General features: G+C 69.7%; 13 protein-coding genes and 2 pseudogenes. 5 read left to right on the forward strand and 10 right to left on the reverse strand.

From position 1 onward, the window contains the following. Positions 1–47 precede the first annotated feature (47 nt). Positions 48–461 (forward strand): MBL fold metallo-hydrolase, encoded by a 414-nt coding sequence (locus tag QQK29_RS02250; protein ID WP_284301883.1) that lies wholly within the window; start codon positions 48–50, stop codon positions 459–461. Between the two features lie 71 nt (positions 462–532). Here the strand turns inward: QQK29_RS02250 and QQK29_RS02255 are convergent, their stop codons facing one another. Further along, positions 533–1,363, reverse strand: coding sequence for an aldo/keto reductase (locus QQK29_RS02255; protein WP_284297440.1), 831 nt, complete (start codon positions 1,361–1,363; stop codon positions 533–535). Between the two features lie 123 nt (positions 1,364–1,486). Here QQK29_RS02255 and QQK29_RS02260 point away from each other — a divergent pair. Next, a pseudogene (locus QQK29_RS02260) lies at positions 1,487–3,028 on the forward strand (Re/Si-specific NAD(P)(+) transhydrogenase subunit alpha); the annotation flags it as partial. 52 nt (positions 3,029–3,080) lie between these two features. Then, entirely contained in the window at positions 3,081–4,505 is a 1,425-nt protein-coding gene (gene pntB, locus QQK29_RS02265; RefSeq protein ID WP_284301884.1) for a Re/Si-specific NAD(P)(+) transhydrogenase subunit beta, read from the forward strand. 94 nt (positions 4,506–4,599) lie between these two features. Here the strand turns inward: pntB and QQK29_RS02270 are convergent, their stop codons facing one another. Genes QQK29_RS02270 through QQK29_RS02285 form a run of 4 tightly spaced genes read right to left on the reverse strand, consistent with a single transcriptional unit; the run spans position 4,600 to position 7,200 of the window. Further along, positions 4,600–5,355, reverse strand: a complete 756-nt coding sequence (locus QQK29_RS02270; protein ID WP_284297442.1) for an ABC transporter permease — start codon at positions 5,353–5,355, stop codon at positions 4,600–4,602. Next, a complete protein-coding gene (locus tag QQK29_RS02275; protein WP_284297445.1) occupies positions 5,352–6,248 on the reverse strand; it encodes an ABC transporter ATP-binding protein in 897 nt (298 codons plus the stop codon). The genes QQK29_RS02270 and QQK29_RS02275 overlap by 4 nt, the downstream gene beginning before the upstream one ends. Continuing rightward, positions 6,245–6,541, reverse strand: a complete 297-nt coding sequence (locus QQK29_RS02280) for a winged helix-turn-helix domain-containing protein (protein WP_284297447.1) — start codon at positions 6,539–6,541, stop codon at positions 6,245–6,247. The genes QQK29_RS02275 and QQK29_RS02280 overlap by 4 nt, the downstream gene beginning before the upstream one ends. Beyond that, positions 6,541–7,200, reverse strand: coding sequence for a hypothetical protein (locus QQK29_RS02285; RefSeq protein WP_284297449.1), 660 nt, complete (start codon positions 7,198–7,200; stop codon positions 6,541–6,543). Before QQK29_RS02285 ends, QQK29_RS02280 begins: the two co-directional genes overlap by 1 nt. A 246-nt stretch (positions 7,201–7,446) precedes the next feature. On the opposite strand from QQK29_RS02285, the pseudogene hrpA reads away from it, so the two are divergent. Further along, positions 7,447–11,156 (forward strand): annotated as a pseudogene (gene hrpA / locus QQK29_RS02290) (ATP-dependent RNA helicase HrpA). Between the two features lie 204 nt (positions 11,157–11,360). On the opposite strand, the gene QQK29_RS02295 reads toward hrpA, so the two are convergent. The 3 genes from QQK29_RS02295 to QQK29_RS02305 form a co-directional block, all read right to left on the reverse strand. Further along, complete coding sequence (locus tag QQK29_RS02295; RefSeq protein WP_284297451.1) at positions 11,361–12,014, reverse strand: pyridoxine/pyridoxamine 5'-phosphate oxidase; 654 nt, start codon at positions 12,012–12,014, stop codon at positions 11,361–11,363. Positions 12,015–12,033: 19 nt separating this feature from the next. Further along, on the reverse strand, positions 12,034–15,276 hold the full coding sequence (locus QQK29_RS02300; protein ID WP_284297453.1) for a DUF7507 domain-containing protein: 3,243 nt from the start codon (positions 15,274–15,276) through the stop codon (positions 12,034–12,036). Positions 15,277–15,497: 221 nt separating this feature from the next. Beyond that, a complete protein-coding gene (locus tag QQK29_RS02305; protein WP_284297455.1) occupies positions 15,498–15,911 on the reverse strand; it encodes a VOC family protein in 414 nt (137 codons plus the stop codon). Between the two features lie 101 nt (positions 15,912–16,012). Here QQK29_RS02305 and QQK29_RS02310 point away from each other — a divergent pair, with 101 nt between their 5' ends. Further along, positions 16,013–16,414 (forward strand): pyridoxamine 5'-phosphate oxidase family protein, encoded by a 402-nt coding sequence (locus tag QQK29_RS02310; protein WP_284297457.1) that lies wholly within the window; start codon positions 16,013–16,015, stop codon positions 16,412–16,414. 91 nt (positions 16,415–16,505) lie between these two features. Here the strand turns inward: QQK29_RS02310 and QQK29_RS02315 are convergent, their stop codons facing one another. Both QQK29_RS02315 and QQK29_RS02320 read right to left on the reverse strand, forming a co-directional pair. Then, entirely contained in the window at positions 16,506–17,510 is a 1,005-nt protein-coding gene (locus QQK29_RS02315) for a ribonucleotide-diphosphate reductase subunit beta (protein ID WP_284297459.1), read from the reverse strand. A 96-nt stretch (positions 17,511–17,606) separates the two neighbouring features. After that, complete coding sequence (locus QQK29_RS02320) at positions 17,607–20,078, reverse strand: ribonucleoside-diphosphate reductase subunit alpha (RefSeq protein WP_284297461.1); 2,472 nt, start codon at positions 20,076–20,078, stop codon at positions 17,607–17,609. Positions 20,079–20,087: the final 9 nt, after the last annotated feature.

The following is a 20,087-nucleotide window of genomic DNA, read 5'->3' on the forward strand; positions in this document are numbered from 1 at the left end:
GTCACCGGGCTCGCCCCTGGCAGTCTCACCAGCTCGGCGACGTCACGATCACGGCGCTGCCCGGCCGGCACGGGCCCCGGCTGCTCCGGCCGCTCGTGGGGCCGGTCACCTCGTTCCTCGTCACCTCGCCGGCAGAGCCCTCGCTCTACGTCTCGGGCGACAACTCCTCGCTCGCGCGCGTGCGCGAACACGCCACCCGCATCGGGCCGGTCGACATCGCGTTCCTCTTCGCGGGAGCCGCGCGCGTCGCGCCTCTGCCCGTGCCGCTGACCCTCACTTCCGCCAAGGCCGCGGAAGCCGCGCACCTGCTCGGCGCCCGGGCTGTCGTCGGCGTGCACGTCGAAGACTGGGCCCACTTCTCCGAGAGTCGCGCCGACCTCGAGAAGGCGTTCACCGATGCCGGCCTGCACGAGCTGCTCGTCGACACCCCTCGCGGGGAACGCGTCGCGATCGAGCTCTAGCCTCTCCGCGAAAGTACGCACTTCGGGGCTGTTGGGCCTCGCAACGAGCCGAAAGTACGTACTCTCGCGGACTAGAAGGTCGCCGTGTCGGGGTCGGAGCCGACCCGCAGCCCACGATCGAGGGCGTCGATCGCCGCGAGTTCGGCATCCGAGAGCTCGAAGCCGAAGACGGCGAAGTTCGTGGCCATCCGGTCGCGCGAGGTGGTCTTCGGGAACACGATGATGCCGCGCTGCAGGTGCCAGCGGATCACGACCTGCGCGGGCGTCACGCCGTGCGCATCCGCCGCATCCTGCACCGCCTGCTCGCTGAAGAGGTCGTACTTGCCCTGGCCGAGCGGCCCCCAAGCCTCGGTACGGATGCCCAGCGGCTCGGCGAAGGCACGCAGCTCGCGCTGCTGGAAAGCGGGGTGCAGCTCCACCTGGTCGACGGCCGGCACCGTGCCCGACTCGGCGATGATGCGCTCGAGGTGGGGGCGGTGGAAGTTCGAGACGCCGATCGAGCGGCTCTTGCCGTCGTCGCGGATCTGCTCCATCGCGAGCCAGGTCTCGACGTAGCGGTCGAGGTCGGGGCGGGGCCAGTGGATGAGGTAGAGGTCCACGTAGTCCAGGCCCAGCTTCTCGAGGCTCAGGTCGATCGCGTCGAAGGCCGACTGGGTGCCCTGGTCGGAGTTCCACAGCTTCGTGGTGATGAAGAGCTCCTCGCGCGGGATGCCCGACTTCTCGATCGCCCGACCGACCCCGACCTCGTTGCCGTACACGGCGGCGGTGTCGATGTGGCGGTAGCCGACCTCGAGGGCGTCGGAGACGACGCGCTCGGCCTCGTCGGGGTCGACCTTGAACACCCCGAACCCGAGCTGGGGGATGGTGCGGCCGTCGTTGAGTTCGATGAGGGGAACCGTCATGCGTTCCATCCTGTCACCGGCGCGCACCCCGCACCGGCACGGCCGCGGCCGCCCGGCGCTCTAGAGTCGGATCAACCCGTCATCGCGCGATCGCACTCGACCGCATCCGACCAGGAGACCGCCATGACCCAGCTCGGCATCGTCGCCGAACCGCCCGCAGAGAACCGGGTGTCGCTCTCGCCGCCGACCGCGGCGCGCGTCGCCGCCCTCGGCTACACCGTCGTCGTGGAGCGCGGGGCGGGCGCGGCATCCGCGTTCCCCGACACGGCCTACGAAGCCGCGGGGGTCACCGTCGTCGACGGCGATACGGCCTGGGCCTCGGATGTCGTGCTCGCGATCACCCCGCCGTCGCCCGCCGATATCGCGCGGTTGCGGCCCGGCGCGACCTTCGTCGGCCTGCTGAGCCCCGCCCTGCGCCCGGAGCTGCTCGAGCAGCTCGCGGCACGCGGCGTGACGGCGCTCGCCCTCGACGCCGTGCCGCGCATCTCGCGCGCCCAGTCGATGGACGTGCTCAGCTCGATGGCCAACATCGCCGGCTATCGCGCGGTGGTCGAGGCCGCGCACGAGTTCGGCCGCTTCTTCACGGGCCAGGTCACGGCGGCCGGCAAGGTGCCGCCCGCTACGGTGCTCGTGGCGGGCGCGGGCGTCGCGGGCCTCGCCGCGATCGGGGCGGCATCGAGCCTCGGCGCGATCGTGCGGGCCACCGACCCGCGGCCCGAGGTGGCCGACCAGGTGCGCTCGATCGGCGGCGAGTATCTCGAGGTCGTGGTGCCCGAGGAGCAGAAGGAGGTCTCCTCCGACGGCTACGCGAAGGCCACGAGCGAGGCCTACGACCGCCGCGCGCGCGAGCTCTATTCCGAGCAGGCCGCCGAGGTCGACATCATCATCACGACGGCGCTCATCCCGGGCCGCCCCGCGCCGCGCCTCATCACGGCCGCCGATGTCGCTCTCATGAAGCCAGGCAGCGTCATCGTCGACATGGCTGCGGCACAGGGCGGCAACGTCGAGGGTTCGGTCGCTGGCGAGCGCGTCGTCACCGACAACGGGGTCGTGATCCTGGGCTACACCGACCTCGCGGGGCGGCTGCCGCAGCAGGCGTCGCAGCTCTACGGCACCAACCTGCTGAACCTGCTCGCCCTCGTGACGCCCGAGAACGACGGCGTGCTCACCCTCGATTTCGAGGATGTCGTGCAGCGCGCCGTCACGGTCGTGCGGTCGGGCGAGATCACCTGGCCGCCCCCGCCCGTGCAGGTCTCGGCAGCCCCGGTCGCCATGCCCGCGCCCGCGGAAGCCGGAGCACCCGCGGCCCCGGCCCGCCGCATCCTGAGCACAGGCGCGAAGACGGGTCTCTCGATCGCGGGCATCGCCGTGCTCTTCCTGGTGTGCGCGTTCGCTCCCCCACCGCTTCCGCAGCACTTCCTCGTGCTGACCCTCGCCGTGGTCGTGGGCTTCTACGTGATCGGCAAGGTCGCCCACGCCCTGCACACGCCGCTCATGAGCGTCACCAACGCGATCAGCGGCATCATCGTGGTCGGCGCCATGGTGCAGCTCACCTCCGACGCCGTTCTCGTGCAGGTGCTCGCCGCGCTCGCCGTGCTGGTTGCGAGTATCAACATCTTCGGCGGGTTCGCCGTCACGAGACGGATGCTCGCGATGTTCCGCAAGGAGACGCCCGGTGAGCGCACTCCTCGCCGGTGCCGCGTTCACCGGTGCCGCCATCACGGCGGCCACCACGGATGCCGCACTTGCCACTTCGGTCGCCGACGCCGCGTACGTGGTCGCAGCTCTCCTGTTCATCCTCAGCCTCGCGGGCCTGAGCAAGCACGACAGCTCACGCCGCGGCGTCGCCTTCGGCATCGCCGGCATGACGATCGCGCTCGCGGCCACCGTGTGGCTCGTGGCCGCGACCGGCTCGTTGCTGGCCCACGGCGGCCTCGGGCTCATGCTGCTCATCGGGGCCGTGCTCATCGGCGGCGCGATCGGGCTGTGGCGTGCGCGTGTCGTGCAGATGACGGGCATGCCCGAGCTCATCGCGCTCCTGCACTCCTTCGTGGGCGTCGCGGCGGTGCTCGTCGGCTGGAACGGGCACCTCGACGAGCCGGGGCTGAGCGGCGCGCTGCGCGACATCCACCATGCCGAGGTGTTCATCGGCGTGTTCATCGGCGGCGTCACCTTCACGGGCTCGATCGTGGCGTTCCTCAAGCTCTCGGCGCGCATCAACTCGCGACCGCTCATGCTGCCCGGCAAGAACGCGCTCAACCTGGGCGCGCTCGTCGTGTTCGTCGGCCTCACCGTCTGGTACGTGCTGACGCCGAGCCTGTGGCTGCTCGTGGCGGTGACCGTGCTCGCGCTCGCGCTCGGCTGGCATCTCGTCGCGTCGATCGGCGGCGGCGACATGCCGGTGGTCGTGTCGATGCTCAACAGCTACTCGGGGTGGGCGGCTGCTGCGGCGGGCTTCCTGCTGAACAACGACCTGCTGATCGTCACGGGCGCGCTCGTGGGCTCCTCGGGTGCCTACCTCTCCTACATCATGTGCAAGGCCATGAACCGTTCTTTCCTCTCGGTGATCGCGGGCGGCTTCGGCATCGAGGCGCCGCGTGCGGGCGACGAGCAGCAGGGCGAGCACCACGAGACCGACGCGGCATCTGTGGCGCAACTGCTCACGGCATCCCGATCGGTCATCATCACGCCGGGCTACGGCATGGCCGTGGCTCAGGCGCAGCACCCGGTGGCCGAGCTCACCGAGCGGTTGCGGGCACGCGGCATCACGGTGCGGTTCGGCGTGCACCCCGTGGCGGGGCGGCTGCCCGGGCACATGAACGTGCTGCTGGCCGAGGCGAAGGTGCCCTACGACATCGTGCTCGAGCTCGACGAGATCAATGACGACTTCGCGTCGACGGATGTGGTGCTCGTGATCGGGGCGAATGACACGGTGAACCCCGCCGCCGCGGAGGACCCCGGCTCGCCGATCGCGGGCATGCCCGTGCTGCGGGTGTGGGAGGCCGCGAACGTCGTCGTGTTCAAGCGCTCGATGGCGTCGGGGTACGCGGGCGTACAGAACCCGCTGTTCTTCCGCGACAACACCCGGATGCTGTTCGGCGACGCGAAGGAACGCGTGGAGGACATCCTGCGGGCGCTGTGACGCGCCCCGCGGCGCCCCTCGGGCGAGTTCCGCCGCGGTTTCGGTGCTCCGCGCGGCTCGAAACCGCGGCGGAGCGCCGAAACCGCCGCGGGACTCAGCGGTAGCGGCGCCCCTCGTCCCGGCGGTACAGCACGAGCGTCAGCACGAGCAGCGCGAGAGTCCAGGCGGCCAGTCCGCCCCACGCCCACCACGGCACCTCGCCGCCCTGCACCGCCTGGATCGCGGCCTCGCGCGCCTGCCGCGAGGGCAGGAACCGGGATGCGGCATCCAGCCAGTCGGGGAAGAGCGCCGGCGGCAGGAACAGCCCGCCGGCGAACGCGAGACCGAACATCACGATCTGCACGACCGCGATCGCGACCTTCATGGGCATGGCGTAGCCGATGGCGAAACCCGCGAACAGGAACGGCAGCGCGGAGGCCGCGAGCGCGAGCAGTCCGAGAAGCAGGCCCCCGGCATCCGTGTGCGCCTCGGTGAGCGTGGCACCGAGCACGACGACCGGCACGAGCGCGACGAGCCCGATCGTGCCCGTCGAGAGCACCTGCGACAGCACGCGCGCCGCCGCGGGTGCGGGCAGCGTGCGCAGGTAGGGCTCCCACGGGGTCTCGCGCGCTTGCGAGATGGAGATGCCGAAGCCGAACAGGGCGTTGGCCATGAGCGCGAACACCATCATCTGCACGACGGCCTGCGTCGCCAGCACGGGGTCGCCCGCGACCATGCGCTGCGGCACCACGAAGAACAGGAAGGCGAGAGCCGGGAAGGCGATCGCGCCGATCACCGCGATCGGCACCCGCATCGTCTCGAGCAGGGTGTACCGGGCGTGCAGGCCCGTGAGGCGCAGGGTCGAGATCATGCCGCGCTCCTTTCGGTGAGGGCGAGGAAGGCCTCCTCGAGGGTCGCGCCGCGCACCTGCAGCTGCGAGAAGGGCAGACCGGATGCCACGAGCGCACGCACGAACGCATCCGAATCGTGCACCGAGAAGGCGACTCCGTCACCGTCGGGCACCGAGGCGGCGACGCCGGGTAGCGTCGCGATCCGGTCGGGGTCGGGGGTGGAGAGTCGCACCCACCGCGAGCCGACCCGCGCGAGCACCGCGGCGAGGGTGTCGTCGGCGACCACGCGACCCTCCGAGATCACCACGACGCGCTTCGCGAGCGCCTCGATCTCCTCGAGGTAGTGACTCGTCACGACGATCGTGGCTCCGGCATCGTGCTGGCGGCGGATCGCCTCCCAGAGCGCACGGCGGCCGTCGACGTCGAGTCCCGTGGTGGGCTCGTCGAGCAGCACGAGCTGCGGGCGGCCGACGAAGGCGAGGGCGACGCTCAGGCGGCGACGCTGTCCGCCCGACAGGGCACCCGTCTGGCGGCGCAGCAGCTCGGTCAACCCGAACTCCTCCGCGAGCTCGGCCGTCGGCACGCGGCCCGCGGGAGCGTCGACGAAGTGCCCGCCGACGAAGTCGATGACCTCCCCCACCCGCAGGGTGGGCGGCAGCGCGGTCTCCTGCGGGGTGCTGCCGAGGCGCAGGCGGGATGCGGCATCCCGCGGATCTCCGCCGAACAGTCGGACAGTCCCTGCCGTCGGGTGCCGCAGCCCCTGCAGCAGTGCGAGCAGCGTCGACTTGCCTGCCCCGTTCGGGCCGAGCATGCCGACGAGCTCGGCCTCGCCGATCTCGAGGTCGACGTCGTGCAGGGCGACGACGTCGCCGTAGCGGTGGGTGACGCCGGTGGCGGTGGCGAGTGAAGTCATGGTTCTCCTCCCAGCAGCGAGCGCAGCTGTGCGGTGTAGTCCTCGAACGCGCGGCGCCCCGCGGCGCTGAGGCTCAGGTAGGTGGCGGGCGAGCGGCCCTGGAACGTCTTGTCGACCTCGACATAGCCCGCGTCTTCGAGTTTGCGCAGGTGGGTGGACAGGTTGCCAGCCGTCATGCCGAGCAGTTCCTGCAAGCGGGGAAACGACATCCGGTCGCCCGCCGTGAGGGCGGCGAGCACCGCGGTGATGCGCAGTCGGGCCGAGGCGTGGATGACGGGGTCGAGTTCGTCCATCACATCCTCCGCAGCCGCACCAGGGCGATGACACCGCCGATGAGCAGTGCCGGGCCGGCGATAAGCGCCATCGCGAGCATGTTGGCCGGCGCGCCGAAGAAGCCGGTGACCGCGGCCGCGACCGCCATCACGAGGGCGATCACCAGCTGATCGGCCGAGTGCCAGACGAGCGTGCCCGCGAGGTACATCGCGGCGACGAGCAGCGCGTAGGCCGAGGTGTAGTAGATCGCGGCGGCGTCGTCGGAGATGCCGGCGCGGACGAGCGCGTAGCCGATCGCCGCCACCGTGCCGCCGAGGATCGGCCACGACAGCCCGTAGACGGTGCCCACGAAGTCGCTGACACCCTTGATGCCGCGATTGCTGCGGATGCCGACCGCCGCCGAGGTGATCGCGGCCCCGAGCATGAGCACCGCGAAGGCCGGGATCGCGAGCCAGCCGGGAACCGCCACGGGCGAGGTGCTGCCGGGCCAGGCCGACCACAGCAGCAGGTAGCCGAGGAGCCAGGCCCCACCCCACACGAAGTAGTAGACGGGCACCTGCACCGCGAGGGCCCGCTTCATGCCGCGGGTCTCGTCGTCGATGAGGGCGAGCAGCCGCTCGGGCTGCAGGTCGTCGCCGTCGGCGCTCGGTTCGCCCTCGGGCGCGGGATTCTCGAACATGCCTACTTTGTATCGCAAACCTCTCTGCGTCGCAACCGAGTTTGTCGCCAAACGCTACAGCGTTGGGCGACGGGCGCCCGTGATGTCTGGCGCGCACGGGGCAACCCTGCAGCGCTTGCGCCCACCCGCGGGGCGCACGGGCGGTAGCCTGGAGGGCTCATGTCTGAGGCCGCCACCCCCGCCTACCGCATCGTCTACCCGCCCGAGCTGCCGGTCAGCCAGGCGCACGACGAGCTCGCGCGCGCCATCAGCGAGCACCAGGTGATCGTGGTCGCGGGAGCCACGGGCTCGGGCAAGACCACCCAGCTGCCCAAGATCTGCCTCGAGCTCGGGCGCGAGCGCATCGGCCACACCCAGCCCCGCCGGATCGCGGCCCGCTCGATCGCCGAGCGCATCGCATCCGAACTCGACGTCGACCTCGGCACCCTCGTCGGCTACCAGGTGCGGTTCGACGACCGCACGCGCACCGACACCGCGATCAAGCTCATGACCGACGGCGTGCTGCTCGCCGAGCTCTCGCGCGACCGCGACCTCAGGGCCTACGACACGATCATCATCGACGAGGCGCACGAGCGCAGCCTCACGATCGACTTCCTGCTCGGCTACCTCACGCGCCTGCTGCCGCGCCGTCCCGACCTCAAGGTGATCGTCACCTCCGCGACGATCGATCCCGAGAGCTTCGCCCGCCACTTCGCCGCCGCCATCGGCGCGGAGGTGCCCGTGATCGAGGTGTCGGGGCGCACCTACCCCGTCGACATCCGCTACCGCCCGCTCGTGGCCGACGCGGGCGGCGACGACGCCGACGGCGACTCCGACAACGAGGGCGCTGCGGCATCCGATCGCGACGTGGCCCAGGGCATCGTCGACGCGCTCGCCGAACTCGAGCGCGAGGAACCGGGCGACGTGCTCGTGTTCCTCTCGGGCGAATCGGAGATCCGCGACGCCGCCGACGTCGTGCGGGGCCGGTTCCCCGCGGATGAGGTGGTGCCGTTGTACGGCCGGCTCTCCTCCGCCGAGCAGCACCGGGTGTTCGACACGCGACGTGCGCCCGGCATCCGGCGCCGCATCGTGATCGCGACGAACGTGGCCGAGACGAGCATCACGGTGCCCGGCATCCGCTATGTCGTCGACGCCGGCACCGCCCGCATCAGTCGCTATTCGCCGCGCGCCAAGGTGCAGCGGCTGCCGATCGAGGCGATCAGTCAGGCCTCCGCGAACCAGCGCTCGGGCAGGGCCGGCCGCACGAGCCCGGGCATCGCCATCCGGCTGTACTCCGAAGACGACTTCGACCGCCGCCCCGCGTTCACCGACCCCGAGATCCTGCGCACCGGCCTCGCGGCCGTGATCCTGCAGATGCTCGAGCTGCGCCTCGGCGACATCCGCGAGTTCCCGTTCCTCACCCCACCCGACTCGCGCGGCATCGCCGACGGCCTCGAGCTGCTGCGCGAGCTCGGCGCGATCGACGCCGAGCAGCGCATCACGCGCGTCGGTCGCGATCTCGCGCGGCTGCCCGTGGACCCCCGCTTCGGCCGGATGCTGATCGAGGCCGGCCGCGAAGGCGTCGTGCGCGAGGTGGCGGCGATCGTCGCCGGCCTCTCCATCCAGGACCCGCGCGAGCGTCCGCTCGAGAAGCGCCCCCAAGCGGATGCCGCCCACGCGCGGTTCCGCGACCCGGGCTCCGATTTCGTATCGCTGCTGAACCTCTGGAACTACCTCGAAGATCAGCAGAAGGAACGCTCCGGTAACGCGTTCCGACGCATGTGCAAGGCGGAATATCTCAACTACCTGCGGGTGCGCGAGTGGCAGGACCTGTACCGGCAGCTCGTACGCGCCGCGAAGTCGGTGAAGCTGCAGGTGGGCGAGCGCTCGACCGACGCCGACGCCACCCACCGCTCCGTGCTCGCGGGCCTGCTCTCGCGCCTCGGTCTGCGCGACCCCGACAAGAAGGACTACCTGGGCTCGCGCGGGCAGCGCTTCGTGATCTTCCCGGGCTCGGGGCTCGCCAAGAAGCAGCCGAACGCCGTCATGGCCGCCGAGCTCGTCGAGACCTCCCGGCTGTTCGCGCGCACGGTCGCCGCGATCGACCCGGCCTGGGCGGAGGCTCTCGCCGGCGACCTTGCCAAGCGCTCCTACTCCGAGCCGCACTGGTCGAGCAAGCAGGGCGCGGCGCTCGTGTGGGAGAAGGTGACGCTCTACGGCGTGCCGATCGTGCCGCGTCGTCGGGCGCAGCTCGCCCGCATCGACGCGTCGCTCGCGCGCGAGCTGTTCATCCGTCACGCGCTCGTCGAAGGCGACTGGCCGCATGAGCTGCAGCGCTCGGCGCTGCTCGGCTTCGACCGTGACAACGAGGCCCTGCGCCGCGAACTGGCCGAGGTCGAGGAACGCACCCGGCGTCGCGACATCCTCACCGGCGATGAGGCCGTGTTCGAGTTCTACGAGGCGCGGATTCCGACCGACGTCACCGACTCGCGACGCTTCGCGAGCTGGTGGAAGAAGACCCGGGCCGAGCAGCCCGAGCTGCTGACGATGCGCTGCGAGCACCTGCTCGAAGACGAGGCGGGGGATGCATCCGGGTTCCCGGATGAGTGGGTGCAGGGCGACGCGACCTTCCGTCTGCGCTACCGCTTCGAGCCGGGTGCCGACGACGACGGGGTGACCGTGGTGATCCCGGTGGCGGTGCTGCCGCGCGTCGAGAACCGCGGCTTCGACTGGCTCGTGCCGGGCCTGCGCGACGAGCTGCTCACGGCGCTCATCAAGGCACTCCCGAAGGCGATCCGCAAGAACGTCGTACCGGCCGCCGACTGGGCCCGGCGCCTCGGCTCGCAGCTGCCCGTGTATGCGGATGCGCCCATCGGCGAGGCACTCGCCGACGCGATCCGCTCGGCGACGCACACGCCCGTGACCGCATCCGACATCGAGTGGGAGCGTGTGCCCGATCACCTGAAGATGCGCTTCGCCGTGGTCGACCAGCGCGGCCGCACGCTCGCCGCCGGCCGCGACCTCGCGGCGCTGCAGCAGCGGCTCGCCGAGCGCGCCCGCACCGACGTCGCCGTCGCGACCGCCGCGGCGACACCCGGCCGTGACCTCGAGCGCACGGGCATCACCGAGTGGGACCTCGGCACGCTGCCCGAGCAGGTGAGCGCGAAGCAGGGCGGGTCGACCGTCGTCGGCTATCCCGCACTCGTCGACACGGGCGCCGGGGTCGACCTCAAGGTCTTCGCGAGCCGCGCCCAGGCGGATGCGTCACACCGGCGCGGCGTGCACCGTCTCGTCGCGCTGACCCTTCCGAGTCCGCTCGGCTACGTGCAGCAGCAGCTCACCGGCGCGGAGAAACTCCTGCTCGCGACGGCGCCCTACGCCTCGACGAAGGCGCTGCTCGACGACATCTGCATCGCGGTCGTCGAGGAGCTCGCGGGGATGCGGCGCCGCGTACATCTGCCGACTTCCAGGCACTTCGGGAGCGCGTCAATGCGGGGCTCCTGGATGCGTTGTTCGGTGCCGCTGGGCTCGTCGCGCGCATCCTCGGGGCGGCGAAGGAGGCCGACAAGGCCATCTCCGCCGCGTCGAGTCTCGCCTTCATGGCACCGCTCGGCGACGCGCGAGCGCAGCTCAGCGCGCTCGTGCACCCGGGCTTCGTGCGGCGCGCCGGGCTCGCCCAGCTGGGTCGCTACCCGACGTATCTCGCGGGTATCACCTTCCGGGTGCAGAAGCTCGCCGAAAACCCCGGACGCGACCGTGCCTGGCAGACGCAGGTGGAGGAGGCGACGGCCCTCTACACGAAGGCCGGCGGCGCGCTGCCGCACACCGGCACCACCCCGCCGCAGCTCGTGGCGGTGCGCTGGATGCTCGAGGAGTTGCGCCTGTCGCTCTTCGCCCAGCACCTGGGCGCCGCGGGCCCCGTGTCGGTGCAGCGCATCCGCAAGGCGCTGGCTGCCGCCGCCCCCACCGCTGGTTGAGTAGCCCGTCGCCGCCAGGCGCGGGCGTATCGAAACCCTGTTGACGCCACCGCGCGACGCGGGCGCAGGGGTGACTCACCGACCCCGGCCGCACGCAGTATCGCGTGCCGGGGTCTCGATACGCCGCGCGCCCAGCGCGCGCGGCTACTCGACCAGCGGGAAGGGTGCGGCGCGCCCAGCGCGCGGCCACGGGGGCGGCACCCCCTACGGCCACAGCCGCTCGCGCACCCACCCCGCGCCGTCGGCGCGGTAGCGCAGCCGCACGTGCGCGCGGTCGTGGGCCGCCTGCCAGAACTCGACGGTGCCCGGCACGATGCTCCACAGCGCCCAACTCTCGGGCACGGTCCCCTCAGTCTCACTCACACGGGCGAGCGCCTCGGCACGGGCGGCGGCATACTCGGCGTCGCCCTCGAGCACGGGCCGCGGCCGCCCCACGAGCGCCGTCGCGCGCGCCTCGGCGGGCCGGGCCAGGAAGTCCGCCGCCGCCTCGGCATCCGACGCCCGTCGCACCTCACCCTCGACCCGCACCTGCCGTGCGAGCGCCGGCCAGAAGAACGTCAGTGCGGCCCGCCCGGATGCCGCCATCGCGTGACCTGGGCGGCTGTCGGCGGGCGTGGCGATCTGCCATCCGCTCTCCCCCACGTCTTTCAGGATGAGCACCCGTGCACTCGGTCCGGATGCGTCGGAGGTCGCGAGCGTGGCGGCATGCGGTGCGAGCACGCCCGCGCGCACGGCCTCGTCGAGCCACTCCAGGAAGAGCGTCTGCGGCTCGCCCGGCACGGCATCCGGGTCGAAGCGCGGTAGCTCGGCTGGGAAGGAGAGCAGCGCCCGGAGTCGTGCCCGCAGCTCGTCGCTCATGCCTCCCAGTCTGCCCCGCTCAGGCGCGACGCCGACGCGAGGCCCGAGCCGCCCCCAAGGCGACGAGGCCGAGCAGCATCAGCAGGGTGCCGAGCGCCGCCGGCATCCCCGGGTCGGCTCCCGTCGAGGCGAGCCCCGGAACCCGGGTGAGGAGCGACGCGCTGTCTTCGTCCGATTCCACGACCGTCGTGCCGTCGGGCAGGGTGCCGAGAGCGGATGCCGTGTTCACGATCGGATCGCCCGTCACCTCGGCCGCGCGCACCGTGTACGACGACGCGATCATCTCGGCGGTGACACCCGGCGGCAGCAGGTCGAGCGGTGCGGGCACGAGGGTGCCGAGCCGGTCGTCGTCGATCGTGACGTCGAACAGGGTCACGTTGCCGGTGTTGGTGACGAAGAAGGAGTACACGATCTGCTCCCCCGCGTCGGCGTAGCCGTTGCCGTTCGTGTCGACGAGCGACGCGCGCTTGTCGAGCTCGATGCCGGCGGCGGGCGGCGGGCCGTCGATGAAGTGGTCGTCAGGCGGCGAGAACACCTCGGGTCCGCCGGGCACGTTGCCCCGCGCGACCGCGACGTTCGCCACGCCACCCTCGTCGACATCCGCCTGGGTCACCGTGTAGACATCCGCCGTCAGGTTCACGACGTCGCCCGGAAGCAGGGGACCCGCCGGAGTGGTGATGCCGGTGAGACGTGGGTCGATCACGACGACGTTGGTGAGCGTCGTGTTGCCGGTGTTCTCCACGCGGAAGCCGTACTGCACGGTCTCACCCACATCGGCGAAACCGTCGCCATCGACGTCGTCGAGCACCCCGGTCTTGTCGATCACGAGCGCCGGGTCGCGGGGCTCTGTGGGCAGCTCGACCGTGTCGGGGCCCGTCGTGACGGGCGTGCCGAGGAACGTGCCCTGCGCCGTCGCGGTGTTGCGCAGTACTCCCGCGTCGATGTCGCCCTGCACGACGAGGTAGTCGGCCGTGAAGATCGCGGAGGAGTTCGCCCCGATGTCGGCACTCGCGGGCGTTGTCGGGCCGGTCAACCGCGGATCCGAGATCACAACGTCATCCACATCGACGGTTCCCGTGTTGGACACCTCGAAGGTGTATCGCACCGTGTCACCGACGCTGATCTGACCATCGCTGTCGGCATCCGCGATCAGCACACCCGACTTGTCGAGTTCGAGGAAGGGATCCGGCGGCAGCGTCGGCACCCGGGTGTCGTCGGGTGGCGAGGTCACATCCCCCGTCGGGCTCGTGCCCTCGGCGTAGGCGATGTTCGCCACGACGCCACTGTTCATGTCGGCTTGCACGACGTCGTACGGATCGGCGGTGAACACCTGCTCCTCGCCGGGCGCGAGCGTCACGGATGCGGGGGTGATGCCCGACACGTGCGGGTCGATCACGGTCACATCGGTGAGCGTCGTGTTGCCCGTGTTACGCACGACGAAGCGATAGTCGATCGTCTCGCCGAGCTGCGCCAGGTCGTCGTCTGCCACCTCGTCGTTGAGTGTCGCCTGCTTGTCGATGGTGAGTCGCGGGTCGCGTTCGGGCGTCGGTACGAACTCGCTGTCGGGCGCCGACTCCACGGGGTCGCCTGCCGGATCGAGACCCCGTGCGATCGCCGTGTTGGGGATGCCACCGGCGTCCACGTCGCCCTGCGTGACGGGGTACGACGCCGCGGTGAAGAGCTGCTCGCCGCCCACGGGCAGGTCGACGCTCGCGGGCGAGACGCCGCTGACCCGTGGGTCGTCGACGGTCACGTCGGTCAGGGGCGCGTTCCCCGTGTTACGCACGAGGAAGGAGTAGGTGATCGTCTCGCCGACGCTCGCCCGCCCGTCGGAATCGGTGTCGACGAGCTCGGCCCGCTTGTCGATCGAGAGACTCGGGTTGCACGGAGGCTCGATCGCGACCTGGCTGCCCGCGTTGGCCTGGTAGTACGTCCAGTTCTCGATGCTGCGCCGATCGCCCCAGTCGAAACGCCAGCCGTGTGCACCGTTGCCCGGTGTGGCGAGGCTGTCGACTCCCGCTCGTCCGTCGCGCGACGGCCACGGCTCCGGCGGCGTCAGGGTGCTTTCGGGGAAGACCGTGTCATCCCAGTAGAGCAGCGGCGGCGGCGCGGCGATGCCCGCCGTCGCACCGGTGAGACGGATGCCGCCCGCGGTCTGTGCGCCGTTCCCCAGTTGCTCGACGTCTTCGAGCACGAAGTGCATCTCGCCGGCGCGATCGACGACGACCCGCGCGTTAAACGCCTGACAGACACCGATCGGATTGCCCAGACCGTCGAGCCCGTCGAAGGGCACCGTGACGGCTCCCGGAGGACTCCCCCACGGGATCGTGCGGTCGACCGGGTCGGTGTAGTCGCCATCCGCATTCGCATCGATCTGGATGCTGTAGCCGCCGTTGACTCCCGCCAGGTCGAAGGTGATCTCTCCGGCCCGGGTGAGGGGGTTCGCGGGCGTGAAGCTGAGGTCGGTCGCGGCGGGAAGCACGAGTGCGGGCTTCACCCACATGGTTCCGGATGCCGACGGGGCGCTGACGGGGAGGGACGCATCCGGCTCCTCGAAGAAGAGCCAGAAGTCGTCGCCGCAGGATTCACTGAACTCGACGCCCGCCTCAAGCGGCACGCCGTTGGCCGCGATCGACGTGCCGGTCGCCGACCGGTACAGCGGAGTACACGTGCCCTCCTCGACGAGCCCGAACCCGTTGGCGCGGAACGCGGAGCCGACGCCGTTGAGGTTGATGAACTCCATTCCGTAGACGTAGCCCTCACGGCTGACGACCCACAGCGACTGCGTGGAGGCGCTCGACTGATACTGGTTGAAGAGGTCGGTCCAGATACGGCCGGGGATGGGCGTCGAGCCCGCATCGCGCACCTCGATGTCGTAGAGGTAGCGCTGGTTGTCGCTCGTGGTGTCGAGCTGGATCGTCCACACTCCCGCGGTCGCGGAGGTGAGGCCGGCGGCTGAGCACTTGACGCCGTTGGGCGCCGCTGCCGGAACCACACAGGGGATGCCGGGGCCGGTCGGGTCGGAGATCGTGATCGTCACCGGGGCGCTGCCCGCTGTGGTCTGAGTGAAGGCCACATCGAGCGATTCACCCGCGCCGACGTACGCATAGAAGGTCTGATCGATGTAAAGCCTGCTGCCCGAATAGGTCGAGACAGCGGATGCGGATGACGCACCCACGATCGCGAAACCGCATGCGACGAGCGTGGTCGCGAGCACGCTCGCGAGCAGCCTGATGAGTCCTGGTCGTGTGCTGATGCGCATGACAGCGGTGTCCCCTCGTGCCCTCGACGCACCAGTTGCGCGCCCCCCGGGCGCTTTCGACACTATCGAGCGAGCCTCGGATGGACAAACCGAGGCGTGCGAGGCGCGGGCGTGCCGCGGGTCTCGATACGCCGCGCGCCCAGCGGGCGCGGCTACTCCACCAGCGGTGAGTGGCGCTCAGTCGCCGTCGGCTGCGCGCTCGAGTGCGGCGATGTCGATCTTCACCTGCGTGAGCATCTCGGCGACGGCTCGACCGCGACGCCCTGGGTCGGGGTCGGCCTGCAGCTCGAGCAGACGCTTGGGGTCACCTGCCAGCAGACGCCGAAGCGGTCGCTGAGCCAGCCGCACTGCGAGGGGCGTCCCCCGCCCGCGAGCAGCGCATCCCAGTAGCGGTCGACCTCCGCCTGGTCGTCGCACAGCACGACGAACGAGACGGCTTCCGAGAACGGCGGGCCGCCCTCGGCGTTCATCGCGGCGAACTCGATGCCGCCCGCGCGGAAGGTGGCGATGTAGAGCTCGCCGTCTTGCACGGTGCGCTCGATCACCTCACCGTCGGGGAAGACGGAGGTGTAGAACTCGACGGCCTCGGCGAGCCGGCCCGGTAGCCAGAGAAACGGGGTGACCTTCTGCGGCATGACGGCCTCCTGAACATGTGAACAGTGTCAACATTGTCAGGGTGGGGGTGCAGCGTCAAGCCGCTCTTCCGCCGTCGGCAGTCGCGCCGTAGGGTGCGGATATGCAGAGCAATGCCGAGGTCCTGGACGAGAACACCTGTTGGGACCTGCTCGCGGAGGCCCCGATCGGGCGCGTGGTGTTCGCCGAGGGCGACGACATCGAAGTGTTCCCGGTGAACTTCTCGCTCGGCGGCCGCAGCGTGCTGTTCCGCAGCGCGCCCGGCTCGAAGCTCGAGCTCGTCGCGGAGCGCCCGCGGGTGGCCTTCGAGGTCGACTCCTACACCGACGACGTGGCCTGGAGCGTGATCCTGTGGGGCACGGCCGAACGGCTCGCGTTCGATGACGAGATCGAGCACTCCGGCATCCTGGGGCTCGTGTCGTGGAACCCCGACGAGAAGTTCAACTACGTGCGCATCACGCCCGATCGCGTGAGCGGGCGCCGCTTCCGCCGCGCCGACGTGTAGGCGCGGCGGAAGCGGGTTTCGATACGCCGCTTCGCGGCTACTCAACCAGCGGGGTGCGCCGCTTCGCGGCTACTCAACCCGCGGGGTGCGCTCAGCCGGCGGCCGGGCGCTCGGCCGTGGTCGCCTTCGCGTTCGACTCGTACGAGGTGTTGGTGGCCTCGAAGAAGTTGACGAGCTCGAGCGTGTCGTTCGCGGTCGCCATCCACTTGGCCGGGTTCACCACGTTGTAGTGCGTACCGAAGCCGAGCTCCTCGAGGCGACGATCGGCGAGGTATTTCACGTACTGGTTGATGTAGGAGGCGTTGAGCCCGAGGATGCCGTTCGGCAGGAGGTCGTTGTTGTACTCCTCCTCCATCTCCACGGCGTCGAGGATCATCTGCTTGATCTCGGCGGCGAACTCCGGCGTCTGCAGGTCGGGGTTCTCCTCCAGCACGGTGAGGATCAGGTTGATGCCGAACTTGAGGTGCAGCGACTCGTCGCGCACGATCCAGTCCATGAGCGAGCCGAAGTTCCGCAGCAGGTTCCGCTGGCGGAACGAGAGCGCCACCATGAACCCCGAGTAGAACCAGATGCCCTCGAGGATGATGTTGTAGGCGACGAGGTTGCGAACGAAGTCCTGCTTGCCCTCGGTGGTCTTGATGTCGAGGGTCTCCTCCGTCATGCGGCGGATGTACTCGACCTGGAACTCCTCCTTGCGCGCCATCGACGGGATGTCGACGTGCGAGTTGTAGGCCTCGTTGCGGTCGATCGGGAACGTCTCGAGCACGTACTCGAACGACATGCAGTGGTTGGCCTCCTCCCACATCTGCTTCGCGAGGTAGAGGTGCGCCTCGGGTGCGTTGACGTAGGGGTAGACGCCGAAGGCGAGGGCCTTGTTGACGAGCAGCTCGTTGGGGTTGAAGTACGACACGAGGAAGGTCACCGCGTGACGTTCCTCATCCGTCATCCGCTTGAAGTCGGACAGGTCTTCTCCGAGCTGGATCTCGTTGGGGAACCACGTGTTGGCGACGGCCTGATCGTAGAGTTCCATCGCCCACGGGTAGGTGACGGGCTTGAGCAGGAGGCCCTCCTGCACGCCGGTTCCGAGGATGGCCATGTGTATCAGTCCTTCTTCATTGCTATTGGCAGCTCTCGCACTGCAGTTCATCCATAGGGTCGACGGGCACGTAGTACTCGTCGGTGGTGGCTCCGTTCACGAGGTGAGCCCTCCGAATCCACGACGGGGCGCCGCGCTGGGCGCGGTGGCGGGAGCTTCGGCGGCGGGGGTCGCCGGGGTGGCGGGGGCTCCGAACCCTCGGCGCGCGCCCTGCGTGATCTCCTCGGCCTTGTTGACCTTGACGGTCGACTGCTCGGCCTGGTGACGCGGCTTGACGTGCAGGTAGTAGGTCGTCTTGACGCCCTTCTCCCACGCCTTGTAGTAGATGTCCATCATCTCGCCGACGTCGCGCGTCTCGAGGTACATGTTGCGGCTGATGGCCTGGTCGATCCACTTCTGGGCGCGGGCAGCCACCTCGATGAAGGCGTAGGCCGAGAGCTGGAAGCTCGTCTTGTAGACCTTCTTGATCTCGTCGGGGATCTCGGCGATCACCTGGATGTCGCCCTGGCTGCGCAGCACCTGCTCGCGCACCTGCTCCCAGAGGCCGAGCTTCTGCAGGTCGGTCACGAGGTTGCGGTTCACCTCGAGGAACTTGCCGTTGCTCGTGGAGCGGCTGAAGATCTGGGCGAACTGCGGGTCGAGGCCGGGCGTGGTGCCGGCGACGAGGCCGATGGACGCGGTGGGCGCGATCGCCATGAGGGTCGCGTTGCGCATGCCGCCCTTGACCTTCTCACGCAGGCGGTCCCAGTCGAGGCGCATGGTGCGGTCGACGGGGATCGGCACGCCGCGGTCCTTCTCGGTCAGCTCGAGCGAGTCGAACGGCACGAGGCCCTGCGACCAGCGGCTTCCCACGAAGTTGTCGTAGGAGCCGCGCTCGCGGGCGAGGTCGGCCGACTCGTCGATGGCCGCGTAGGAGACGTGCTCCATGATCTCGTCCATGAGGGCGTACGCCTCTTCGGACTCGTACGAGTAGCCGAGCTTCTCCACGACATCCGTGAAGCCCATGACCCCGAGGCCGATGGCCCGGTTGGTCTTGTTGGCGTGGTCTGCTTCGGCCACCGACGACTCGGTGATGTCGATGAGGTTGTCGAGCTGACGCACGGCGCTGCGGGCGGAGTCTTCGACAAGGTCCCAGTCGAATCCGAGGCCGCCGTTGGCGTCGACCTTGAGGTGGGTCGAGAGGTTGATCGACGCCAGGTTGCAGACGGCGATGTTCTCAAGGTCTTGCGGGAGGCAGATCTCGGTGCAGAGGTTGGAGAGGTGGATGGTGCCCGTGTTGTTGTTGAGGGCGCGGTTGTTGATGGTGTCTTTCCAGGTGAGCCACGGGTGGGCCGTGGTCTGGAGTGACATCAGGATGTCTTTGAACTGCGAGCGTGCCGAGATCTTCTTGAACATGCGCAGGCGGCCGGCGTCGGCCTCCGCCGCGTAGTGCGCGAAGCGCTCGGAGAACTCCTGGCCGTAGAGCTCGTTGAGGTCGGCGACCTCGAGCGGGTCGAAGAGGTACCAGTCGTCGTCGTTCTGCACGCGCTTCATGAACTCGTCGGAGATCCAGACGGCCGTGTTGGCGGTGCGGGTGCGGCGGTACGGGTCGCCGGAGTTCTGACGCAGGTCGAGGAACTCGGGGAAGTCGAGGTGCCAGTTCTCCATGTAGAAGGCCAGCGCCCCGAACTTCTTGCCGCCGCGGCTGACCGCGCGCAGCACCGAGTCGATCGTGTGCATGAACGGGATGGGGCCCGTCGACGTGGTGTTGTTGGAGCGGATGGGCGAGCCCTGGGCGCGCAGCTTCGTGACCGACAGGCCGATGCCGCCGGTGCCCTTGGTGAGCCACATGACGTCGCGTACCGACTTCGCGATGTGCTCGATGTCGTCGTGCATCTCCATGACGAAGCAGTTGGAGAGCTGCGGGTAGGCGGTGCCGGCGTTCACGAGAGTCGAGCCGGCGGCCAGGTATTCGAGCTTCGACATCTTGTTGTAGAACTCGATGGCGTGTGTGGTGGGGTCGGCCTCGTTGAGCGAGAGGCCCATGGCGATGCGCATCCAGAAGTACTGCGGCACCTCGAGCGGCTCGTGGTTGCGGGCCTTGATGCTGTAGCGGTTGTTGAGGGTGACGACGCCGATGTACTTGAGCAGGCCGTCGCGGCTGGGCTCGAGGGCGGCCGCGAGGCGCTCGAGGTCGAACAGCGCCGGGAAGCGCGAGTCGAGCAGCAGCTCGTCGACGCCGCGCTGGATGGTGGCGGGGAAGTGCTCGCGGTGCAACTCCTTGAGCTGCTCCTCGCTCGTGTAGTCGCCGAGCACGCGCTTGTAGATGGTCTTGAGCAGCAGACGCGCGGCGACGGTGTCGAACTGCGGGTCGTCCTTGACGTTCTGCAGCGCCACCTGGATGACGGCCTCGTCGAGCTGCTGGGTGGTGATGCCGTCGAAGAGCGTGAGTTCGAGCTCGGAGGCGATCTGCGTGACCCAGGTGATGTTTTCGTCGAGCCCGCGGCTCGCATCCTCGATCGCCAGGTTGATCTTGTTGGCGTCGTACGGCTCGCGCTCTCCGTTGCGCTTCACGACGGTGATTGCCACGTGATCCCT

This window comes from Homoserinibacter gongjuensis (assembly GCF_030161875.1).
Lineage (GTDB): Bacteria > Actinomycetota > Actinomycetes > Actinomycetales > Microbacteriaceae > Homoserinibacter > Homoserinibacter gongjuensis.

Bases quoted from the DNA above. Each gene is read 5' to 3' on its own strand.
- QQK29_RS02255 (WP_284297440.1), bottom strand. From the start codon at position 1,363: ATGACGGTTCCCCTCATCGAACTCAACGACGGCCGCACCATCCCCCAG.
- QQK29_RS02270 (WP_284297442.1), bottom strand. From the start codon at position 5,355: ATGATCTCGACCCTGCGCCTCACGGGCCTGCACGCCCGGTACACCCTG.
- QQK29_RS02275 (WP_284297445.1), bottom strand. From the start codon at position 6,248: ATGACTTCACTCGCCACCGCCACCGGCGTCACCCACCGCTACGGCGAC.
- QQK29_RS02280 (WP_284297447.1), bottom strand. From the start codon at position 6,541: ATGGACGAACTCGACCCCGTCATCCACGCCTCGGCCCGACTGCGCATC.
- QQK29_RS02285 (WP_284297449.1), bottom strand. From the start codon at position 7,200: ATGTTCGAGAATCCCGCGCCCGAGGGCGAACCGAGCGCCGACGGCGAC.
- QQK29_RS02295 (WP_284297451.1), bottom strand. From the start codon at position 12,014: ATGAGCGACGAGCTGCGGGCACGACTCCGGGCGCTGCTCTCCTTCCCA.
- QQK29_RS02300 (WP_284297453.1), bottom strand. From the start codon at position 15,276: ATGCGCATCAGCACACGACCAGGACTCATCAGGCTGCTCGCGAGCGTG.
- QQK29_RS02305 (WP_284297455.1), bottom strand. From the start codon at position 15,911: ATGCCGCAGAAGGTCACCCCGTTTCTCTGGCTACCGGGCCGGCTCGCC.
- QQK29_RS02310 (WP_284297457.1), top strand. From the start codon at position 16,013: ATGCAGAGCAATGCCGAGGTCCTGGACGAGAACACCTGTTGGGACCTG.
- QQK29_RS02315 (WP_284297459.1), bottom strand. From the start codon at position 17,510: ATGGCCATCCTCGGAACCGGCGTGCAGGAGGGCCTCCTGCTCAAGCCC.